The sequence below is a fragment of the Pseudomonas fluorescens genome, assembly GCF_001902145.1.
In the GTDB taxonomy this organism is placed as follows: Bacteria; Pseudomonadota; Gammaproteobacteria; order Pseudomonadales; family Pseudomonadaceae; genus Aquipseudomonas; species Aquipseudomonas fluorescens_BV.
Genome location: NZ_MRST01000014.1, coordinates 59,431 through 74,256, shown reverse-complemented (window position 1 = coordinate 74,256; position 14,826 = coordinate 59,431). Strand labels below are relative to the sequence as shown.

13 protein-coding genes and 4 tRNA genes are annotated in these 14,826 nt (G+C 60.0%); 6 read left to right on the top strand and 11 right to left on the bottom strand.

The features are described 5' to 3' along the window. Positions 1 to 56 precede the first annotated feature (56 nt). Together BUE92_RS02380 and BUE92_RS02375 are read left to right on the top strand one after the other, a co-directional pair. The gene (locus BUE92_RS02380; protein WP_073521775.1) at positions 57 to 1,865 is read left to right on the top strand and encodes a di-heme-cytochrome C peroxidase; all 1,809 of its coding nucleotides are present in this window, start codon (positions 57 to 59) and stop codon (positions 1,863 to 1,865) included. Between the two features lie 29 nt (positions 1,866 to 1,894). Next, positions 1,895 to 3,028 (top strand): catalase family protein, encoded by a 1,134-nt coding sequence (locus BUE92_RS02375; protein WP_032901960.1) that lies wholly within the window; start codon positions 1,895 to 1,897, stop codon positions 3,026 to 3,028. An 89-nt stretch (positions 3,029 to 3,117) separates the two neighbouring features. On the opposite strand, the gene BUE92_RS02370 is transcribed toward BUE92_RS02375, so the two are convergent. The 4 genes from BUE92_RS02370 to BUE92_RS02355 all read right to left on the bottom strand — a co-directional run bounded on the left by BUE92_RS02370 (position 3,118) and on the right by BUE92_RS02355 (position 3,638). Next, positions 3,118 to 3,194: transfer RNA gene (locus BUE92_RS02370), tRNA-Asp, on the bottom strand. A 19-nt stretch (positions 3,195 to 3,213) separates the two neighbouring features. Further along, positions 3,214 to 3,289: transfer RNA gene (locus tag BUE92_RS02365), tRNA-Val, on the bottom strand. A gap of 177 nt (positions 3,290 to 3,466) precedes the next feature. After that, positions 3,467 to 3,543 (bottom strand) — tRNA-Asp (locus tag BUE92_RS02360). A 19-nt stretch (positions 3,544 to 3,562) separates the two neighbouring features. Continuing rightward, positions 3,563 to 3,638 (bottom strand) — tRNA-Val (locus BUE92_RS02355). A 159-nt stretch (positions 3,639 to 3,797) separates the two neighbouring features. On the opposite strand from BUE92_RS02355, the gene rdgC reads away from it, so the two are divergent. The 3 genes from rdgC to sugE all read left to right on the top strand — a co-directional run bounded on the left by rdgC (position 3,798) and on the right by sugE (position 6,271). Next, complete coding sequence (rdgC, locus tag BUE92_RS02350) at positions 3,798 to 4,718, top strand: recombination-associated protein RdgC (protein ID WP_020301078.1); 921 nt, start codon at positions 3,798 to 3,800, stop codon at positions 4,716 to 4,718. A 166-nt stretch (positions 4,719 to 4,884) separates the two neighbouring features. After that, complete coding sequence (locus BUE92_RS02345; protein ID WP_003190129.1) at positions 4,885 to 5,844, top strand: bile acid:sodium symporter family protein; 960 nt, start codon at positions 4,885 to 4,887, stop codon at positions 5,842 to 5,844. Between the two features lie 112 nt (positions 5,845 to 5,956). Further along, positions 5,957 to 6,271, top strand: a complete 315-nt coding sequence (gene sugE / locus BUE92_RS02340) for a quaternary ammonium compound efflux SMR transporter SugE (protein ID WP_010211634.1) — start codon at positions 5,957 to 5,959, stop codon at positions 6,269 to 6,271. Between the two features lie 108 nt (positions 6,272 to 6,379). Here sugE and BUE92_RS02335 read toward each other — a convergent pair whose 3' ends face one another. The 3 genes from BUE92_RS02335 to BUE92_RS02325 all read right to left on the bottom strand — a co-directional run bounded on the left by BUE92_RS02335 (position 6,380) and on the right by BUE92_RS02325 (position 10,761). Then, complete coding sequence (locus BUE92_RS02335) at positions 6,380 to 8,254, bottom strand: MFS transporter (protein ID WP_073521774.1); 1,875 nt, start codon at positions 8,252 to 8,254, stop codon at positions 6,380 to 6,382. Positions 8,255 to 8,313: 59 nt separating this feature from the next. Continuing rightward, entirely contained in the window at positions 8,314 to 9,462 is a 1,149-nt protein-coding gene (locus BUE92_RS02330; protein ID WP_073521773.1) for a TDT family transporter, read from the bottom strand. A 111-nt stretch (positions 9,463 to 9,573) separates the two neighbouring features. Next, positions 9,574 to 10,761 carry an MFS transporter gene (locus tag BUE92_RS02325; protein ID WP_073521772.1) on the bottom strand — a complete coding sequence of 396 codons (1,188 nt, stop codon included), beginning with the start codon at positions 10,759 to 10,761 and terminating at the stop codon, positions 9,574 to 9,576. A gap of 91 nt (positions 10,762 to 10,852) precedes the next feature. Between BUE92_RS02325 and BUE92_RS02320 the strand changes: the two genes are divergently transcribed. Next, positions 10,853 to 11,392 carry a TetR/AcrR family transcriptional regulator gene (locus BUE92_RS02320; protein WP_073521771.1) on the top strand — a complete coding sequence of 180 codons (540 nt, stop codon included), beginning with the start codon at positions 10,853 to 10,855 and terminating at the stop codon, positions 11,390 to 11,392. Between the two features lie 128 nt (positions 11,393 to 11,520). On the opposite strand, the gene BUE92_RS02315 is transcribed toward BUE92_RS02320, so the two are convergent. From BUE92_RS02315 to BUE92_RS02300, 4 genes are all read right to left on the bottom strand, one after another. Continuing rightward, entirely contained in the window at positions 11,521 to 12,300 is a 780-nt protein-coding gene (locus BUE92_RS02315) for an ABC transporter permease (RefSeq protein WP_003190115.1), read from the bottom strand. Continuing rightward, complete coding sequence (locus BUE92_RS02310; protein WP_073521770.1) at positions 12,297 to 13,229, bottom strand: ABC transporter ATP-binding protein; 933 nt, start codon at positions 13,227 to 13,229, stop codon at positions 12,297 to 12,299. Before BUE92_RS02310 ends, BUE92_RS02315 begins: the two co-directional genes overlap by 4 nt. Before the next feature lie 135 nt (positions 13,230 to 13,364). Continuing rightward, positions 13,365 to 13,982, bottom strand: a complete 618-nt coding sequence (locus BUE92_RS02305) for a glutathione S-transferase family protein (RefSeq protein ID WP_073521769.1) — start codon at positions 13,980 to 13,982, stop codon at positions 13,365 to 13,367. 56 nt (positions 13,983 to 14,038) lie between these two features. Further along, positions 14,039 to 14,698 carry a transglutaminase-like domain-containing protein gene (locus BUE92_RS02300; RefSeq protein ID WP_073521768.1) on the bottom strand — a complete coding sequence of 220 codons (660 nt, stop codon included), beginning with the start codon at positions 14,696 to 14,698 and terminating at the stop codon, positions 14,039 to 14,041. Positions 14,699 to 14,826 lie beyond the last annotated feature (128 nt).

Here is a 14,826-nt window from a genome sequence, read left to right as displayed (position 1 = left end):
GCCGCACCTGTGGCGCAGTGGCATAACAACGCGACAATTCGACAAGGATAGTTATCTTGCGCACTTTTTCCCGTGTTTTACTCCTGATACTGATCGCACTGGGCCTGATCCTGGCCGTGGTGCTCTACTACACCCTCAATCCCAAGCTGCCGGATTACGTGCCCGTGAAACAAGTGCACTACCAGGAGCAATGGAGTGCCGCCGACCGCCAGACCTACTACTTCACGCCCCAGGGCACTCAAGTAAAAGGCCTGCACTACGACTGGTTCACCGCCCTGGAGCTGCCGTTCTCCGAGCAACGCTTTGCCGCGCCGCAGTACCTGGCGCGCTTTGGCTTCCTGATCGACCCCAAGCAGGTGCCCACCCCACAAAACCCTGGCAACTTGCCAGTAGGGTTTGCCCGGCACCAGAACGCCGACAGCAAGGCTCAGTACCTGGATATCACCTGTGCGGCCTGCCACACCGGCGAATTGCACTTCAAGGGCCAGGCCCTGCGCATCGACGGTGGCTCGGCGCAACACGTGCTGCCCTCCAGCGTTCCCACGTTGCGCGGCGGCAGTTTCGGCCAGGCCCTGGTCGCCAGCCTGGCCGCTACCTATTACAACCCATGGAAGTTCGAGCGCTTTGCCCACAAGGTCCTGGGGGATCAGTACGATGCCCAGCGCGATCAACTGCGCAAGGACTTCAAGCAATCGCTGAACCAGTTCCTCAAAGTCGCCTGGAATGACACCCATCGCGGCCTTTACCCCACCGAAGAAGGCCCGGGCCGCACTGACGCCTTTGGGCGTATCGCCAACGCCAGTTTTGGCGACGCTATTTCCCCAGACAATTATCGCGTCGCCAATGCGCCGGTGGACTACCCGCAGCTGTGGGATATCTGGACCTTCGACTGGGTGCAGTGGAATGGCTCGGCCCAACAGCCCATGGCGCGCAATATCGGCGAAGCCCTTGGCGTAGGCGCGACCCTGGCGTTCTTCGACGCTGCCGGGCAACCGCTCAAAGGCGATGCCCGCTACCCGTCCAGCGTACGGGTGCGGGACCTGCACCTGATCGAAGAAACCCTGCAACGGCTCAAACCGCCGACCTGGCCGCAAGACTTGTTCGGTGCCATCGACAAGCCCCTCGCCGCCCAGGGTCGCGCACTCTTTGCCGAGAACTGCGCCGGCTGCCACGTACCCACCGTCACCCAAGAAAACGGCCGCCCGGTGCAGCAGTTGAAAATGCTGCCGGTGAACTACATCGGCACCGACCCCGGCACGGCCAACAACATTGCCGACCAACGCTATGACCTCAGCGCGCTGCAATGGGACCCGGCCGAACTGGCCCGGCTCAATGTCGAACTGCACCCCACCCCCACCGCGCCGCCGGACCTGAAAAAAATGTCGGTGGCCCAGGGTTTGGCCTATGTCACCGCCTTCGTCGAAGAGCATGCCTACCGTGCGGCCGGCGTTACCGCGGCCGAGCGCCCAGGCCTGGACGGGTTCGGCCTGCCCATCGGCGTGCGCGAGTTGCGTGCCTATAAGGCGCGGCCACTGGCAGGCGTATGGGCCACCCCACCGTTCCTGCACAACGGTTCGGTGCCGACGATCTACCAACTGCTCTCGCCCCAGGACGAACGCAGCACCACCTTCTATAAAGGCACCTTCAACTACGACCCGCGTCACCTGGGGTTTGAGACCATCGCCTTCAAGAATGCCTTCCTGTTCGATACCAGAATCACCGGCAACCACAACAGCGGCCACGAATTCCGTGCCGGCGAACGTGGCAATGGCGTGATCGGCCGCGGCTTGCTGCCGCAGGAACGCTGGGCGCTGCTCGAATACCTCAAAGTGCTGGGCGGCCCGCTGGAGCAACAACTGCCATGATTATCCGATCGCAAAACAAGGACCGCTCCATGCTCGCCCGTCTCTGGCTGCGCCTCGGCGCCTTTGTTGGCAAAACCCTGTTGTGGCTGCTGGGCCTGGGCCTGCTGGGGTGGGTGCTGGCCACGGCCTGGTTCGCCTGGCAACACAGGGGCCCGGTGTCGGTGAAAGAACAGATCCCGCCGGGTGAAGCGGCGATGACCCAAGGCATCATCCAGACCGCCGTGCGCATCGTTGACCAGCATCGCGAAGGCACCCGCTACCTGCGCGATGCCCATGCCAAGGCCCATGGTTGCGTGAAAGCCGAGGTCAGCGTTCTGGCGGATCTCGACCCGGCCTTGCGCCAGGGCGTGTTCGCCGAGCCGGGCAAGACCTGGCAGGCGACGATGCGCCTGTCCAACGGCAACGCTTATCCGCAATTCGACAGCATCCGCGATGCACGCGGCATGGCGATCAAGCTGTTGGATGTGCCAGGCAAGCAACTGATGGCCGACCAGCAAGCGCGCACCGAGCAGGATTTCGTGATGTTCAGCCACCCGAACTTCTTTGTCAGCGATGTCGCGGAATACGCGCAGAACATCGGTGCGCAAGCGGATGGCAAGAAGGTCCTGGCGTTCTTTCCCAAGCTCGACCCGCGCAGTTGGCAAGTGCGTCACTTGTTTATCGCCCTGGCAACCCTGGCGCCCGCACCGGCCAGCCCGACGCAGACGACTTACTTTTCAGTGTCGCCCTACAAGTTTGGTGCGGCCAACGCCAAGTTTCGCGTCGCGCCCGACCCGCAAAGCTGCCCGGATTATGTGTTGCCCAAACAGAACCAGGACCTGCCCAACTTCCTGCGCAGCGCGCTCAACCAGCAACTGTCCACCGACCGTGTAGACGCGTGTTTTGTGCTGCAGATCCAACGGCAAAACCCGCAGGCGTTCATGCCCATCGAAGACACCAGCATCGAATGGAAGGAAAGCGACGCGCCGTATGAAACCGTGGCCAAGGTCAGGATTCCCGCCCAGGACTTCGACACCCCGGCGCAGAACCTGGCGTGCGATAACCAGTCGTTCAACCCCTGGTTCGGGCTGGAAGCGCACCGCCCCATCGGCGGGATCAACCGGCTGCGCAAAGCGGTGTACGAGGCCGTCAGCGATTACCGCCACAGCCGCAACGCACCGTAAGACGCATTAAATCGCAGGCGAAAAAAAACCCGCTCAATGAGCGGGTTTCTTGTGGCTACCTGGCGTTCAGTGTTCCAGGTGACCGAATATGGCGCAGCGGACGGGACTCGAACCCGCGACCCCCGGCGTGACAGGCCGGTATTCTAACCGACTGAACTACCGCTGCGCGTAACACTTGAAGCGAATGGTGGGTGATGACGGGATCGAACCGCCGACATTCTGCTTGTAAGGCAGACGCTCTCCCAGCTGAGCTAATCACCCTTCGTTTCGGTGTGGGCGCATCATACACCAAAAAATCGTAATGTCTTGATTTAAATGTAATTTATTTAAAAAAAGTTTAGCGCACGATTTTTTGTCATATTTCGGACAGAAAAAAACCCGCTCGATGAGCGGGCTTTCTTTGGTTACCTGGCGTTCAGCGTTCCAGGTGACCGAATATGGCGCAGCGGACGGGACTCGAACCCGCGACCCCCGGCGTGACAGGCCGGTATTCTAACCGACTGAACTACCGCTGCGCGTAACACATGAAGCGAATGGTGGGTGATGACGGGATCGAACCGCCGACATTCTGCTTGTAAGGCAGACGCTCTCCCAGCTGAGCTAATCACCCTTCGTTTCGGTGTGGCGCGCATTCTACGGAGCGACCTTAAGTCTGGCAAGCACTTTCTTAAATCTTTTTTTTCAGCCCTTCCAATGGCTTAGGCAGGGTTGGCCTGCGGCGTGATCAAGAGAATAATGCCCCCCTTTGTATAGAGGAGAGACTCACCCCATGTGGTTCAAGAACCTGCTTATCTATCGCCTGACCCAAGATCTGCCTGTTGATGCCGAGGCGTTGGAAGCGGCCATGGCCACCAAGCTGGCGCGCCCTTGTGCAAGCCAGGAGTTGACCACTTACGGTTTCGTCGCACCCTTCGGTAAAGGTGAAGATGCCCCCCTGGTTCACGTCAGCGGAGATTTCCTGCTGATTGCCGCCCGCAAGGAAGAACGCATCCTGCCGGGTAGCGTGGTGCGTGATGCACTCAAAGAGAAAGTCGAAGAGATCGAAGCCGAGCAGATGCGCAAGGTCTATAAGAAGGAGCGCGACCAGATCAAGGATGAAATCATCCAGGCCTTCCTGCCGCGCGCCTTTATCCGTCGCTCGTCGACCTTCGCTGCGATCGCGCCGAAACAGGGCCTGATCCTGGTCAACTCGGCCAGCCCCAAGCGCGCCGAAGACCTGCTGTCGACCCTGCGTGAAGTGATCGGCACCCTGCCGGTCCGCCCGCTGACGGTAAAAACCGCCCCGACTGCAATCATGACCGACTGGGTCACCACCCAGAAACCGGCTGATGACTTCTTCGTCCTCGACGAATGCGAACTGCGCGACACCCACGAAGACGGCGGCATCGTGCGTTGCAAGCGCCAGGACCTGACCAGCGAAGAGATCCAACTGCACCTGACCACCGGCAAGGTCGTGACCCAACTGTCCCTGGCGTGGCAGGACAAGTTGTCCTTCATGCTCGACGACAAAATGACCGTCAAGCGCCTGAAGTTCGAAGACCTGCTGCAAGACCAGGCGGAACAGGACGGCGGCGACGAAGCCCTGGGCCAACTGGATGCCAGCTTTACCTTGATGATGCTGACCTTCGGCGATTTCCTGCCGGCGTTGGTCGAGGCACTGGGCGGCGAAGAGACACCACAGGGCATCTAAACAACACCGATCCAATGCGGGCACGGTCAGTGTGGGAGCTGGCTTGCCTGCGATAGCGCAGTGTCAGCCAGAGTAGTGCCGACTGATACACCGCTATCGCAGGCAAGCCAGCTCCCACATTTGATTGCATCGACAACTCAGAAATCGAATAAAAAAGGACATCCCCATGCGCGCACTCGCCGCCTTGAGCCGCTTCGTCGGCAACACCTTTGCCTACTGGGTGTTGATCTTTGCCGTTGTCGCCTTTCTCCAACCCAGCTGGTTCATCGGCCTGAAAAGCGCCATCGTCCCACTGCTGGGCCTGGTGATGTTCGGCATGGGGTTGACCTTGAAACTGGAAGACTTCGCCGAAGTCGCTCGCCACCCCTGGCGCGTGGCCCTGGGCGTGGTCGCGCATTTCGTGATCATGCCGGGCGTGGCATGGTTGCTGTGCCAGGCGTTCCATTTGCCGGCGGAAATTGCCGTTGGCGTGATCCTGGTCGGCTGTTGCCCAAGTGGCACGTCGTCCAACGTCATGACCTGGCTGGCCCGGGGTGACCTGGCGTTATCGGTGGCGATTGCCGCGGTCACCACCCTCCTCGCTCCGCTGCTTACACCGGCATTGATCTGGCTGCTGGCCTCAGCCTGGCTGCCGGTGTCGTTCATGGAGTTGTTCTGGTCGATCCTGCAAGTGGTGCTGCTGCCCATCGTACTGGGCGTGGTCGCACAGCGCTTACTGGGTGATCGGGTACGGCACGCGGTGGACGTGCTGCCGCTGGTGTCGGTGGTCAGCATTGTGATCATCGTTGCGGCCGTAGTCGCCGCAAGCCAAGGCAAGATTGCCGAGTCTGGCCTGCTGATCATGGCCGTGGTGATGCTGCACAACAGCTTCGGTTACCTGCTGGGCTACTTCACCGGGCGCCTGTTCAAGTTGCCCTTGGCGCAACGCAAGTCGCTGGCTCTGGAAGTGGGCATGCAGAACTCCGGGCTGGGCGCCGCCTTGGCCAGTGCGCACTTTTCACCGCTGGCGGCGGTACCCAGTGCGCTCTTCAGCGTCTGGCACAATATTTCCGGGGCATTGCTGTCGACCTATTTCCGCCGCATGAGCGAGAAGGAAGACCGTCGCGCATTGGAAACCACGCCGTAACTTGATCGCCTAGCCTAATTTCGGCACTCTACCGAACTTCGCGGGGACGACCTCGCGACGCTATCAAGCGCTTACCCGGGGACGACCCCACTTTGATAGAAGCGAGGTCATCATGTCCTGGATCATTCTGTTTTTTGCCGGGTTGTTTGAAGTCGGCTGGGCCGTCGGCTTGAAGTACACCGACGGGTTCAGCAAGCCGCTGCCCACCGCCCTGACGATTGCCGCCATGGCCGTCAGCCTTGGGTTGCTGGGGCTGGCCATGAAGGAACTGCCGCTGGGCACCGCCTATGCCATCTGGACCGGCGTGGGTGCCGTGGGCACGGTGATTGCCGGGATTATCCTGTTTGGAGAATCCATGGCGCTGTTTCGGTTGGCCAGCGTGGCGTTGATTATTTGCGGGCTGATTGGGCTCAAGATTTCCACTTAAGCCACTACCGCTATCGCAGGCAAGCCAGCTCCCACCTTTTGAATTGTGAATACAGTCAAATGTGGGAGCTGGCTTGCCTGCGATGACGCCCTGACAAACAACGACAAACTACCTGACGCTCCCCCGCAAGCCACCCACCACAGCCTGCAACTGCACCGGCGTCGCCGCCTCCAGAGCCACCGGCTCACCCGCCACCAACACCACCCGCGACCAGATCCGATGAAACAAGCCCTTGTTCGGATCGCGGCTGAAGAAACTCCCCCACAACCCCTGCAATGCCATCGGGATCACCGGCACCGGCGTCTCCTCCAGGATGCGCGTTACCCCACCCCGGAACTCATTCATCTCGCCATCGGCTGTCAGCTTGCCTTCCGGGAAGATGCACACCAACTCGCCATCCTTCAGGTACTGGGCAATCCGCGCGAACGCCTGTTCGTAGATCTGAATGTCTTCATGGCGCCCGGCAATCGGAATCGCCCCGGCGGTGCGGAAGATAAAATTGAGCACCGGCAAGCGGTAGATCTTGTAGTACATGACAAAGCGAATCGGCCGACGTACTGCGCCGCCAATCAACAGCGCATCGACAAACGACACATGGTTGCACACCAGCAACGCCGCGCCTTCATCCGGAATGGCTTGCAGGTTGCGATGCTCCACGCGGTACATGGAATGGCTGAGCAGCCAGATCATGAAGCGCATGGTGAACTCGGGGACGATTTTAAAGATGTAAGTGTTAACCGCGATGTTGAGCAGCGACACCACCAGGAACAACTCGGGGATCGACAGCTTGGCCACGCTCAACAGCAGAATGGACACGATGGCCGAGACCACCATGAACAGTGCATTGAGAATGTTGTTGGCCGCGATCACCCGTGCCCGTTCGTGCTCGGCGGTGCGCGACTGGATCAGCGCATACAGCGGCACGATGTAAAAGCCGCCGAACACACCCAGGCCGAGGATATCGAACAGCACCCACCACGCCTGGCCGTAGCTGAGCACCGCGAGCCAATCGTTGGCTTGCACGTTCTGCGGGAAGCCGCCGGAGTGCCACCACAGCAGCAGGCCGAACACGGTCAGGCCAAACGAGCCAAACGGCACCAGACCGATTTCCACCTTACGCCCGGAGAGTTTTTCGCAGAGCATCGAGCCCAGGGCGATGCCCACCGAGAACACCGTGAGGATCAAGGTCACTACGGTTTCGTCGCCGTACAACCACTCCTTGGCGTAGGCCGGGATTTGCGTGAGGTAGATCGCGCCGACAAACCAGAACCATGAGTTGCCGACAATCGAGCGCGATACTGCCGGGGTCTGCCCCAGGCCCATGCGCAACGTCGCCCAGGACTGAGTGAAGATATTCCAGTCCAGGCGCAGCTGCGGTGTCGAAGCCGCTGCGCGCGGGATGCTGCGGCTGGCCAGGTAGCCCAGCACCGCCACGGCCACAATCGCCACCGCCACCACCGGCGCGTAATGGGTAGAAGACATTATGATCCCGGCACCGATGGTTCCGGCCAGAATCGCCAGGAACGTACCCATCTCCACCAGGCCGTTCCCCCCGACCAATTCATCGTCGTGCAATGCCTGGGGCATGATCGAGTACTTCACTGGGCCGAACAGTGCCGAGTGCGTGCCCATGGCAAACAGCGCCAGCAGCATCAGCTCAAGATGATTGGTCAGAAAGCCCGCCGCACCCACCGCCATGATCACGATCTCGCCGATCTTGATCGCGCGGATCAACGCGTCCTTGTTGAATTTCTCGCCAAACTGCCCAGCCAACGCCGAGAACAGGAAGAACGGCAGGATAAACAACAAGGCGCACAGGTTGACCCAGATGGAGCGGTCGCCCTCGATGGTGAGCTTGTAAAGGATGGCCAGGATCAGCGATTGCTTGAAGATGTTGTCGTTGAACGCGCCCAGCAACTGGGTGATGAAAAACGGCAAGAAGCGCCGCGTGCGCAGCAAGGTGAATTGGGAAGGATGGCTCATCGTCGTCCGTGTTCCTGAGTGGCCTTTGTTTATCAGGCCACGACTTTACCTAATCCTGCTTACTTATTCGCTAGCCCCGCAATACAAGGCGAAACAAAAAGCTCGCCTTTATAAGCGCCCTGCACGGTGCGCTTGGCCACGATCAGCCACATCAGCGCCAGCGCAACCACCAGCACACTGCCAAACACACTGAAAAACGCCAGCTGCAACAGGCTCGCCAATTTAAGCGTGGCCAAGGCGTAAACCCCCAATGGGAAGGTGAAACCCCACCAGCCCAGGTTGAACGGGATACCGGCGCGCAGGTAACGCAGGGTGATCAACACCGCAATCAACATCCACCATAAACCGAAACCCCACAGGGTGATGCCCGCAATCAGGCCCAAACCGTGGGCCATTTCACCAACACTGGCCAGGCCATTAGCGGCGAAGATCGCAGGGGCATCCGTACCGAGCAGCAACATGCCCAGGGCACCGGTACCGATCGGGCCCAGCGCCAACCAGCTCGACGCTGCCATATTGGCGTGAGGCAACTTATGCAAGGCCATGCGCAGCATCAGGATGGTCAGGATGCTGAACGCTACCGGCAGGGAAAACGCCCACAGCACGTAGCTGGTCACCAACATCACCAGTTGCGAATGGGCATCGGCCAAGTGCGGCGCGAGCAAGCCGCCGCTGGCCGCTGCCACTTCGGCCGCCACCACAGGCAACAGCCAGACGGCGGTCATCTGGTCGATGCTGTGCTCCTGGCGCGTGAACATCATGAACGGGATCAGTACGCCGCAGGCCAGGGACATGGCGACGTCCAGCCACCACAAGGCTTCGGTCAACGGGATCACATCACCGCCCCAGCGCGGCAGGCCGAACAGCAGCAAGCCGTTGAGAATGGTCGCCAGCCCCATGGGGATGGTGCCGAAAAACATCGAGACGGTGGAGTGCCCGAAGATGCGTCGCGCCTCGTGGAAAAACATCACCCAGCGGGCGGCATACAGCACGCTGAACAGCACAAACAGGCCAATGGTGAACAGCCACAGGCCCTCGGCGACGGCATGCAAGCCTGGCAAGTTGACTGGCAGTTGGGCCAAGGCCAGCGCCAGCACACCGGTGCCCATGGTCGCGGCAAACCAGTTCGGAGTGAACTGGCGAATCACTTCCCGGGGACGAGCCAGATGGCTGAAGGGTTTGTAGCGGTGAGTGGTCGAGCAGGTCATGGGCTAATCCTCTTCCTCATTTGAGGTTGAGGCCATGATAGAACCTGATCGAATATCTATATAACGGGTAATATCTCTAACTGTTATCTGTTTTATCTATATTAATCACGATCATGCCCTCGCCCTTGCCTGCGCCGAGTCCCGCCACAACAACCCACCAAGGGCCCCGAGAGACAGCAAGATAAGCACCGCACCGTAGCCGTCCGTGGTCGCGACCAGGCCAAACACGCGACTCAGGTTACCCGCCAACAACGCCGGCACGCAGAACGCCAGGTAGCTCAATACATAGAACGCCGACATCAGGCCCGCCCGCTCATGGGGCAACGCCAGGCCCACAATACTGCGCACACTGCCCATGAAACCGCCGCCGAACCCCAGGCCTGCGATCACGCTGGCGGCAAAGAATAGCCACAGGCTGGCGGTGTTTACGGCAACCAGCAACAACCCCACGCCCACGGCCAGCAGTGCAGCCGACAGGCGCATGACCCTGTCAGCCACGTGGTTGCGCAGGCTGTAGATCATCACCGCGCCGCTCAAGGTCACCACCGCCACCAGCCCGCCGCCGATCAAGTGCGAGGTCGACCCCGTGGCGATGCGCACCAACGACGGCGCCAACGAGGAAAAGAACCCACCCAGCGCCCACACGGCCACATTCAATGGCATCGCCAGCCACAACGCGCGGCGCGCCTGCGGCGGCACATGCAGGGTTGGCGCCAGGGACTTCAAGGCGCCTGGTATGCGACTGACCGTTTCAGGCAGGCGCCAGACATACAGAGCCTGCAACACCATCAAGCCCAGCAGGGTGTAATAGATCAATTGGGTTGGCCACGGCGCGAACTCCACCAGCAGCCCGCTGCCCAGGCCCCCACTGGCCATGCCGAGCATCGGTGCAAGGCTGTTGAGCATCGGGCCGCGGACGCGGTCGGTATCGAGCAGCGTCGCACTCAATACCGCTGTGGCAGTGCCAGTCGCGAAGCCCTGCAACGCGCGGGCGGCCAGCAGGCAGGCGGTGCTGTCAGCAACGATAAACAGCAGCATCGCCACACTATTGAGCAGCAGCGCGGCGAAGATCACCGGCTTGCGCCCCAGGTAATCCGAGAGCGACCCCACGGTCAGCAGCGCCGCCAGCAGGCTCACGGCATAGACACCAAAGATGGCCGTGAGCATGGCCGCCGAAAAATGCAGGTGGTCTTGATACACCTGATACAACGGCGTCGGCGCGCTGGAGGCGGCGAGAAAGGTCAGCACCGTGATCACCAGAAACGCCAGGCTGGACCGTTGAGAGATGACGCTGGACATGGACACGCTCCGCTAAAGCTAATACTTTGCTTTTGTGCAGTGTGCTATTCGCTGGCGCTTAAAGCAAATTCTTTGTGTTAAGGTCTTGCCCATGGCGATCAAAGAAGGCCTCCGCCCGGGGGGCCGTAGTGCCCGGGTACAAGAATCCGTCCACAGGGCGGTGCGCCAATTGCTGGAAGCCCATGAGCGTTCCAGCGTCACCGTGCCGATGATTGCGGCATGTGCAGGTGTCACGCCGTCGACCATTTACCGGCGCTGGGGCGATCTGTCAGTACTGCTCGCCGACGTCGCCCTGGCCCGAATGCGCCCCGATACCGAACCTGCCAACACCGGCAGCCTGCGTGGCGACCTGCAAGCCTGGGCCGAGCAGTATCTGGATGAGATGAGTTCGGACGTAGGCCGCAATATGATGCGCGACGTGCAAAGCAGCCCTACGCCAGGGTATTGCGTGAGCATCCTGAGTGGGCAGTTGCAGGTGATTGTTGATCGCTATCCGCAGGAACAGCCGCCGAGCGTTGACCATCTGATCAACCTGCTCGCCGCACCGACGGTGTTTCGTATTCTGTTTTCGGCCCAGCCGTTGGCTGTTGAAGAACTGCATGACCTGATCGAACTGGCACTGAAGGCTTAAAGCCCTGCACATAGCAAATGTGGGAGCGGGCTTGCTCGCGAAGGCGTCGTGTCAGTCAATGCATCAGCAACTGATCCGCATTCGCGAGCAAGCCCGCTCCCACATTTTTTACCGCGTGCCGTCAGCGGCTAGGTACGCATCCCACGCCCACTCACCAGCAACCGCGCGCAGCCGATATACAAGACGATGGTGGCGACGATCATGAAAGTGATCGCCACGCTGATCTTGATATCCGACACGCCCAGAATGCCGTAGCGGAAGGCGTTGACCATGTGCAGCACCGGGTTGGCCAGGGACACGGTCTGCCAGAACGGTGGCAGCAAGGTGATGGAGTAAAACACCCCGCCCAGGTAGGTCAACGGCGTGAGCACGAAGGTCGGGATGATGGAAATATCATCGAAGTTGCGTGCGAACACGGCGTTGATAAAGCCCAGCAACGAAAAAATCGTCGCCGTGAGCACCACCACCAGAATGGTGACCCCAAGGTGATGCACCTGCAGGTGGGTGAAGAACAGCGACAGCAGCGTCACGATCACCCCCACCATCAGGCCGCGCAACACGCCGCCCAAGGTGTAGCCGATGAGGATGGTGTGCGGTGACACCGGCGAGACCATCAGCTCTTCGATGGAGCGCTGGAACTTGCTGCCAAAGAAACTCGACACCACGTTGCCGTAGGAGTTGGTGATCACCGACATCATGATCAATCCCGGCACAATGTATTCCATGTAGGTGAAGCCACCCATGTCGCCGATCTGCCGGCCAATCAGGTTACCGAAGATCACAAAGTACAGGACCATGGTGATCGCCGGTGGCAGCAGGGTCTGCGGCCAGATCCGGGTAAAGCGCTTCACTTCGCGATAGACAATGGTTTGCAGCGCGACAAGGTTGGGTTGCAGTTCAGAACTCATACCGCCACCTTCGCCAGATTTTTCTCCACCAGGGACACGAACAACTCCTCAAGGCGATTGGTTTTGTTACGCAGGCTCAGCACTTCAATGTGCTGGGTCGCCAATTGGGTGAACAATGCGGTGATGCCCATGGCCTTATCCACCTGGACTTCCAGGGTGTGGCTGTTCACCAACCGGCTTGGATAGCCGAGCAACTGCGGGGCCACCGACAGATTGTTCTTCAGGTCGAGCAGGAAAGTTTCCACATGCAACTGGCCCAGCAGGTTGCGCATGCTGGTGTTCTCGACAATGGTGCCGTGGTCGATGATGCCGATGTTGCGGCACAACTGCTCAGCCTCTTCCAGGTAGTGGGTGGTGAGGATGATGGTGATGCCTTTCTCGTTCAGTTCGGTGAGGAAGGCCCACATCGAGCGGCGCAGCTCGATATCCACGCCGGCGGTAGGTTCGTCGAGGATCAACAGGCGCGGTTCATGCACCAGCGCACGGGCGATCATCAGGCGTCGCTTCATGCCACCGGACAGCGAGCGCGAAGGCACATCACGCTTGTCCCACAGGCCCAGTTGGGTCAGGTACTGCTCGGCGCGTTCCTTGGCGACTTTCGCCGGAATGCCGTAGTAGCCGGCCTGGGTCACGACAATGTCGAAGGTCTTTTCGAACTGGTTGAAATTGAATTCCTGGGGCACCACGCCAATGGAGCGCTTGAGCGCCGCCGGGGATTTGTCCAGGTCATGCCCGAAGATATTCACCGTGCCGCTGGTCTTGTTGACCAGGGTGGAGAGAATACCGATGGTAGTGGATTTGCCGGCACCGTTGGGGCCGAGCAAGGCGAAGAAGTCACCTTCGGCAACGTCCAGATCGATACCACTCAGGGCCTGGAAACCGTTGCCGTAGGTTTTGGTTAGCTGCCGGATGGACAGAGCGGAACTCATATGGAAATACGCACCAAAGAAGGGAATAGAAAGAATAGATGAAGGCACACCGTAGGTAGTTCAACCTGCGATGCAGTGCGAGCATGGTGCGTGCCCATGCCGCACAAGTACAGTCACCCGTATTAATAGTGTGTATTAAGTCAACGCGGTCATCACCGCCTTGCGGTAGGCCGGGCGCTGCTGCAGACGCTGGTACCAGGCCTCCAGATGGGGCATAACGGGACGTTCGATGGGCATCTCGAACCAGGCGTAGATGAAGCAGCCCAAGGGAATATCGCCCATGCCGAACGCCTGGCCGGACAGGTAGGGTTGCTCGGCGAGGGCTTGTTCGACGGTTTTGAGCGCGTCGATACAGGCTTGGCGCCCGGCATTGATACTGTCCCAGTTTTGCTGGTCAGCCGGAGTGCGCACGATGCCCCAGAACACCGCTTTGAACGGATCGGCGAGTGTGGAAGTGGTCCAGTCCATCCACTTCTCGGCGTTGGCCCGGGCTTGCAGGTCGCTGGGGTAAAAATCCGATGCCTGCTTGGCGCACAGGTAGCGCACGATGGTGTTGGATTCCCACAGCACAAAGTCGCCATCTTCGATCACCGGCACCCGGCCATTGGGGTTCATGGCCCGGTATTGCGGGGTATCGACCACACCAAAAGCCCCGCCCGCATCAATTGCTTCATAGTCCAGGCCGAGCTCCTCGGCGCACCACAGTGCTTTCCTGACGTTTGATGAATTTTTACGACCCCAGATCTTCAGCATGACCGCGCCTTATCGTTGATGAACATGGCTTGATGAACGCAGCAGCATACGCCGGTTCAGCCGCGGCTTAAATCGCCCTGCATATCGCCGAGCAAGGTGGGCGCATCGTCGCCAAACAGGTGCGGGTAGCACTGGCGGATATGACTGAAGAAAAATGCTTCGGGCACGTCAGCAAATTGCCCATGGTCCACCACGTACTCCATAGAACGCTGGCCCTGGCGATTGAACGCGTGGAACACGCTGTCGTGCAGCCCATCGAATTCCAGCGGCGGCACGTCGAACACTTCGCACAGTTGCTGGTTGAACGCCGGAGTGGCCTTGACCCAGCGGCCGTTCAGGTAAAGCTCGGTATAACCGTGCATGGCGAACACGTCACTTTTGAGCAGGGCGAGCAGTCGCGGTGTGGACAGGTGGTTGCGCACGTCCGCCAGGCCAATGCGTGCAGGAATGCCGCAGTGGCGCGCGCAAGCGGCGAGCAACGTGGCTTTGGGCACGCAGTAGCTTTCGCCGGCCGCCAGGGCGAAGCTGGCGCTCAAGGTGTTGGGGTCACGGCTGAAGGTATAGGGGTTGTAGCGAATGGCCTCACGCACCGCGTAGTAAAGACTGACTGCCTGGTCACTTAAATCCGGGTGGGTTCCGCGATGTTTCTCGGCGAACTCCACCACCACAGGGTGGTCACTATCGATGAAGCGGCTGGGACTCAAGTACGTGTTCATGAGCTTGATCTCCGAGGGGAGCCTGGAGTTTAACCACCAGGCCTGCCAGAGAGATAACGACGATTCGGCCAAATGCCGGCGCCGGCTGATAGGTTGCCCAGTACACCTTGTTACACCCTGATCACCCG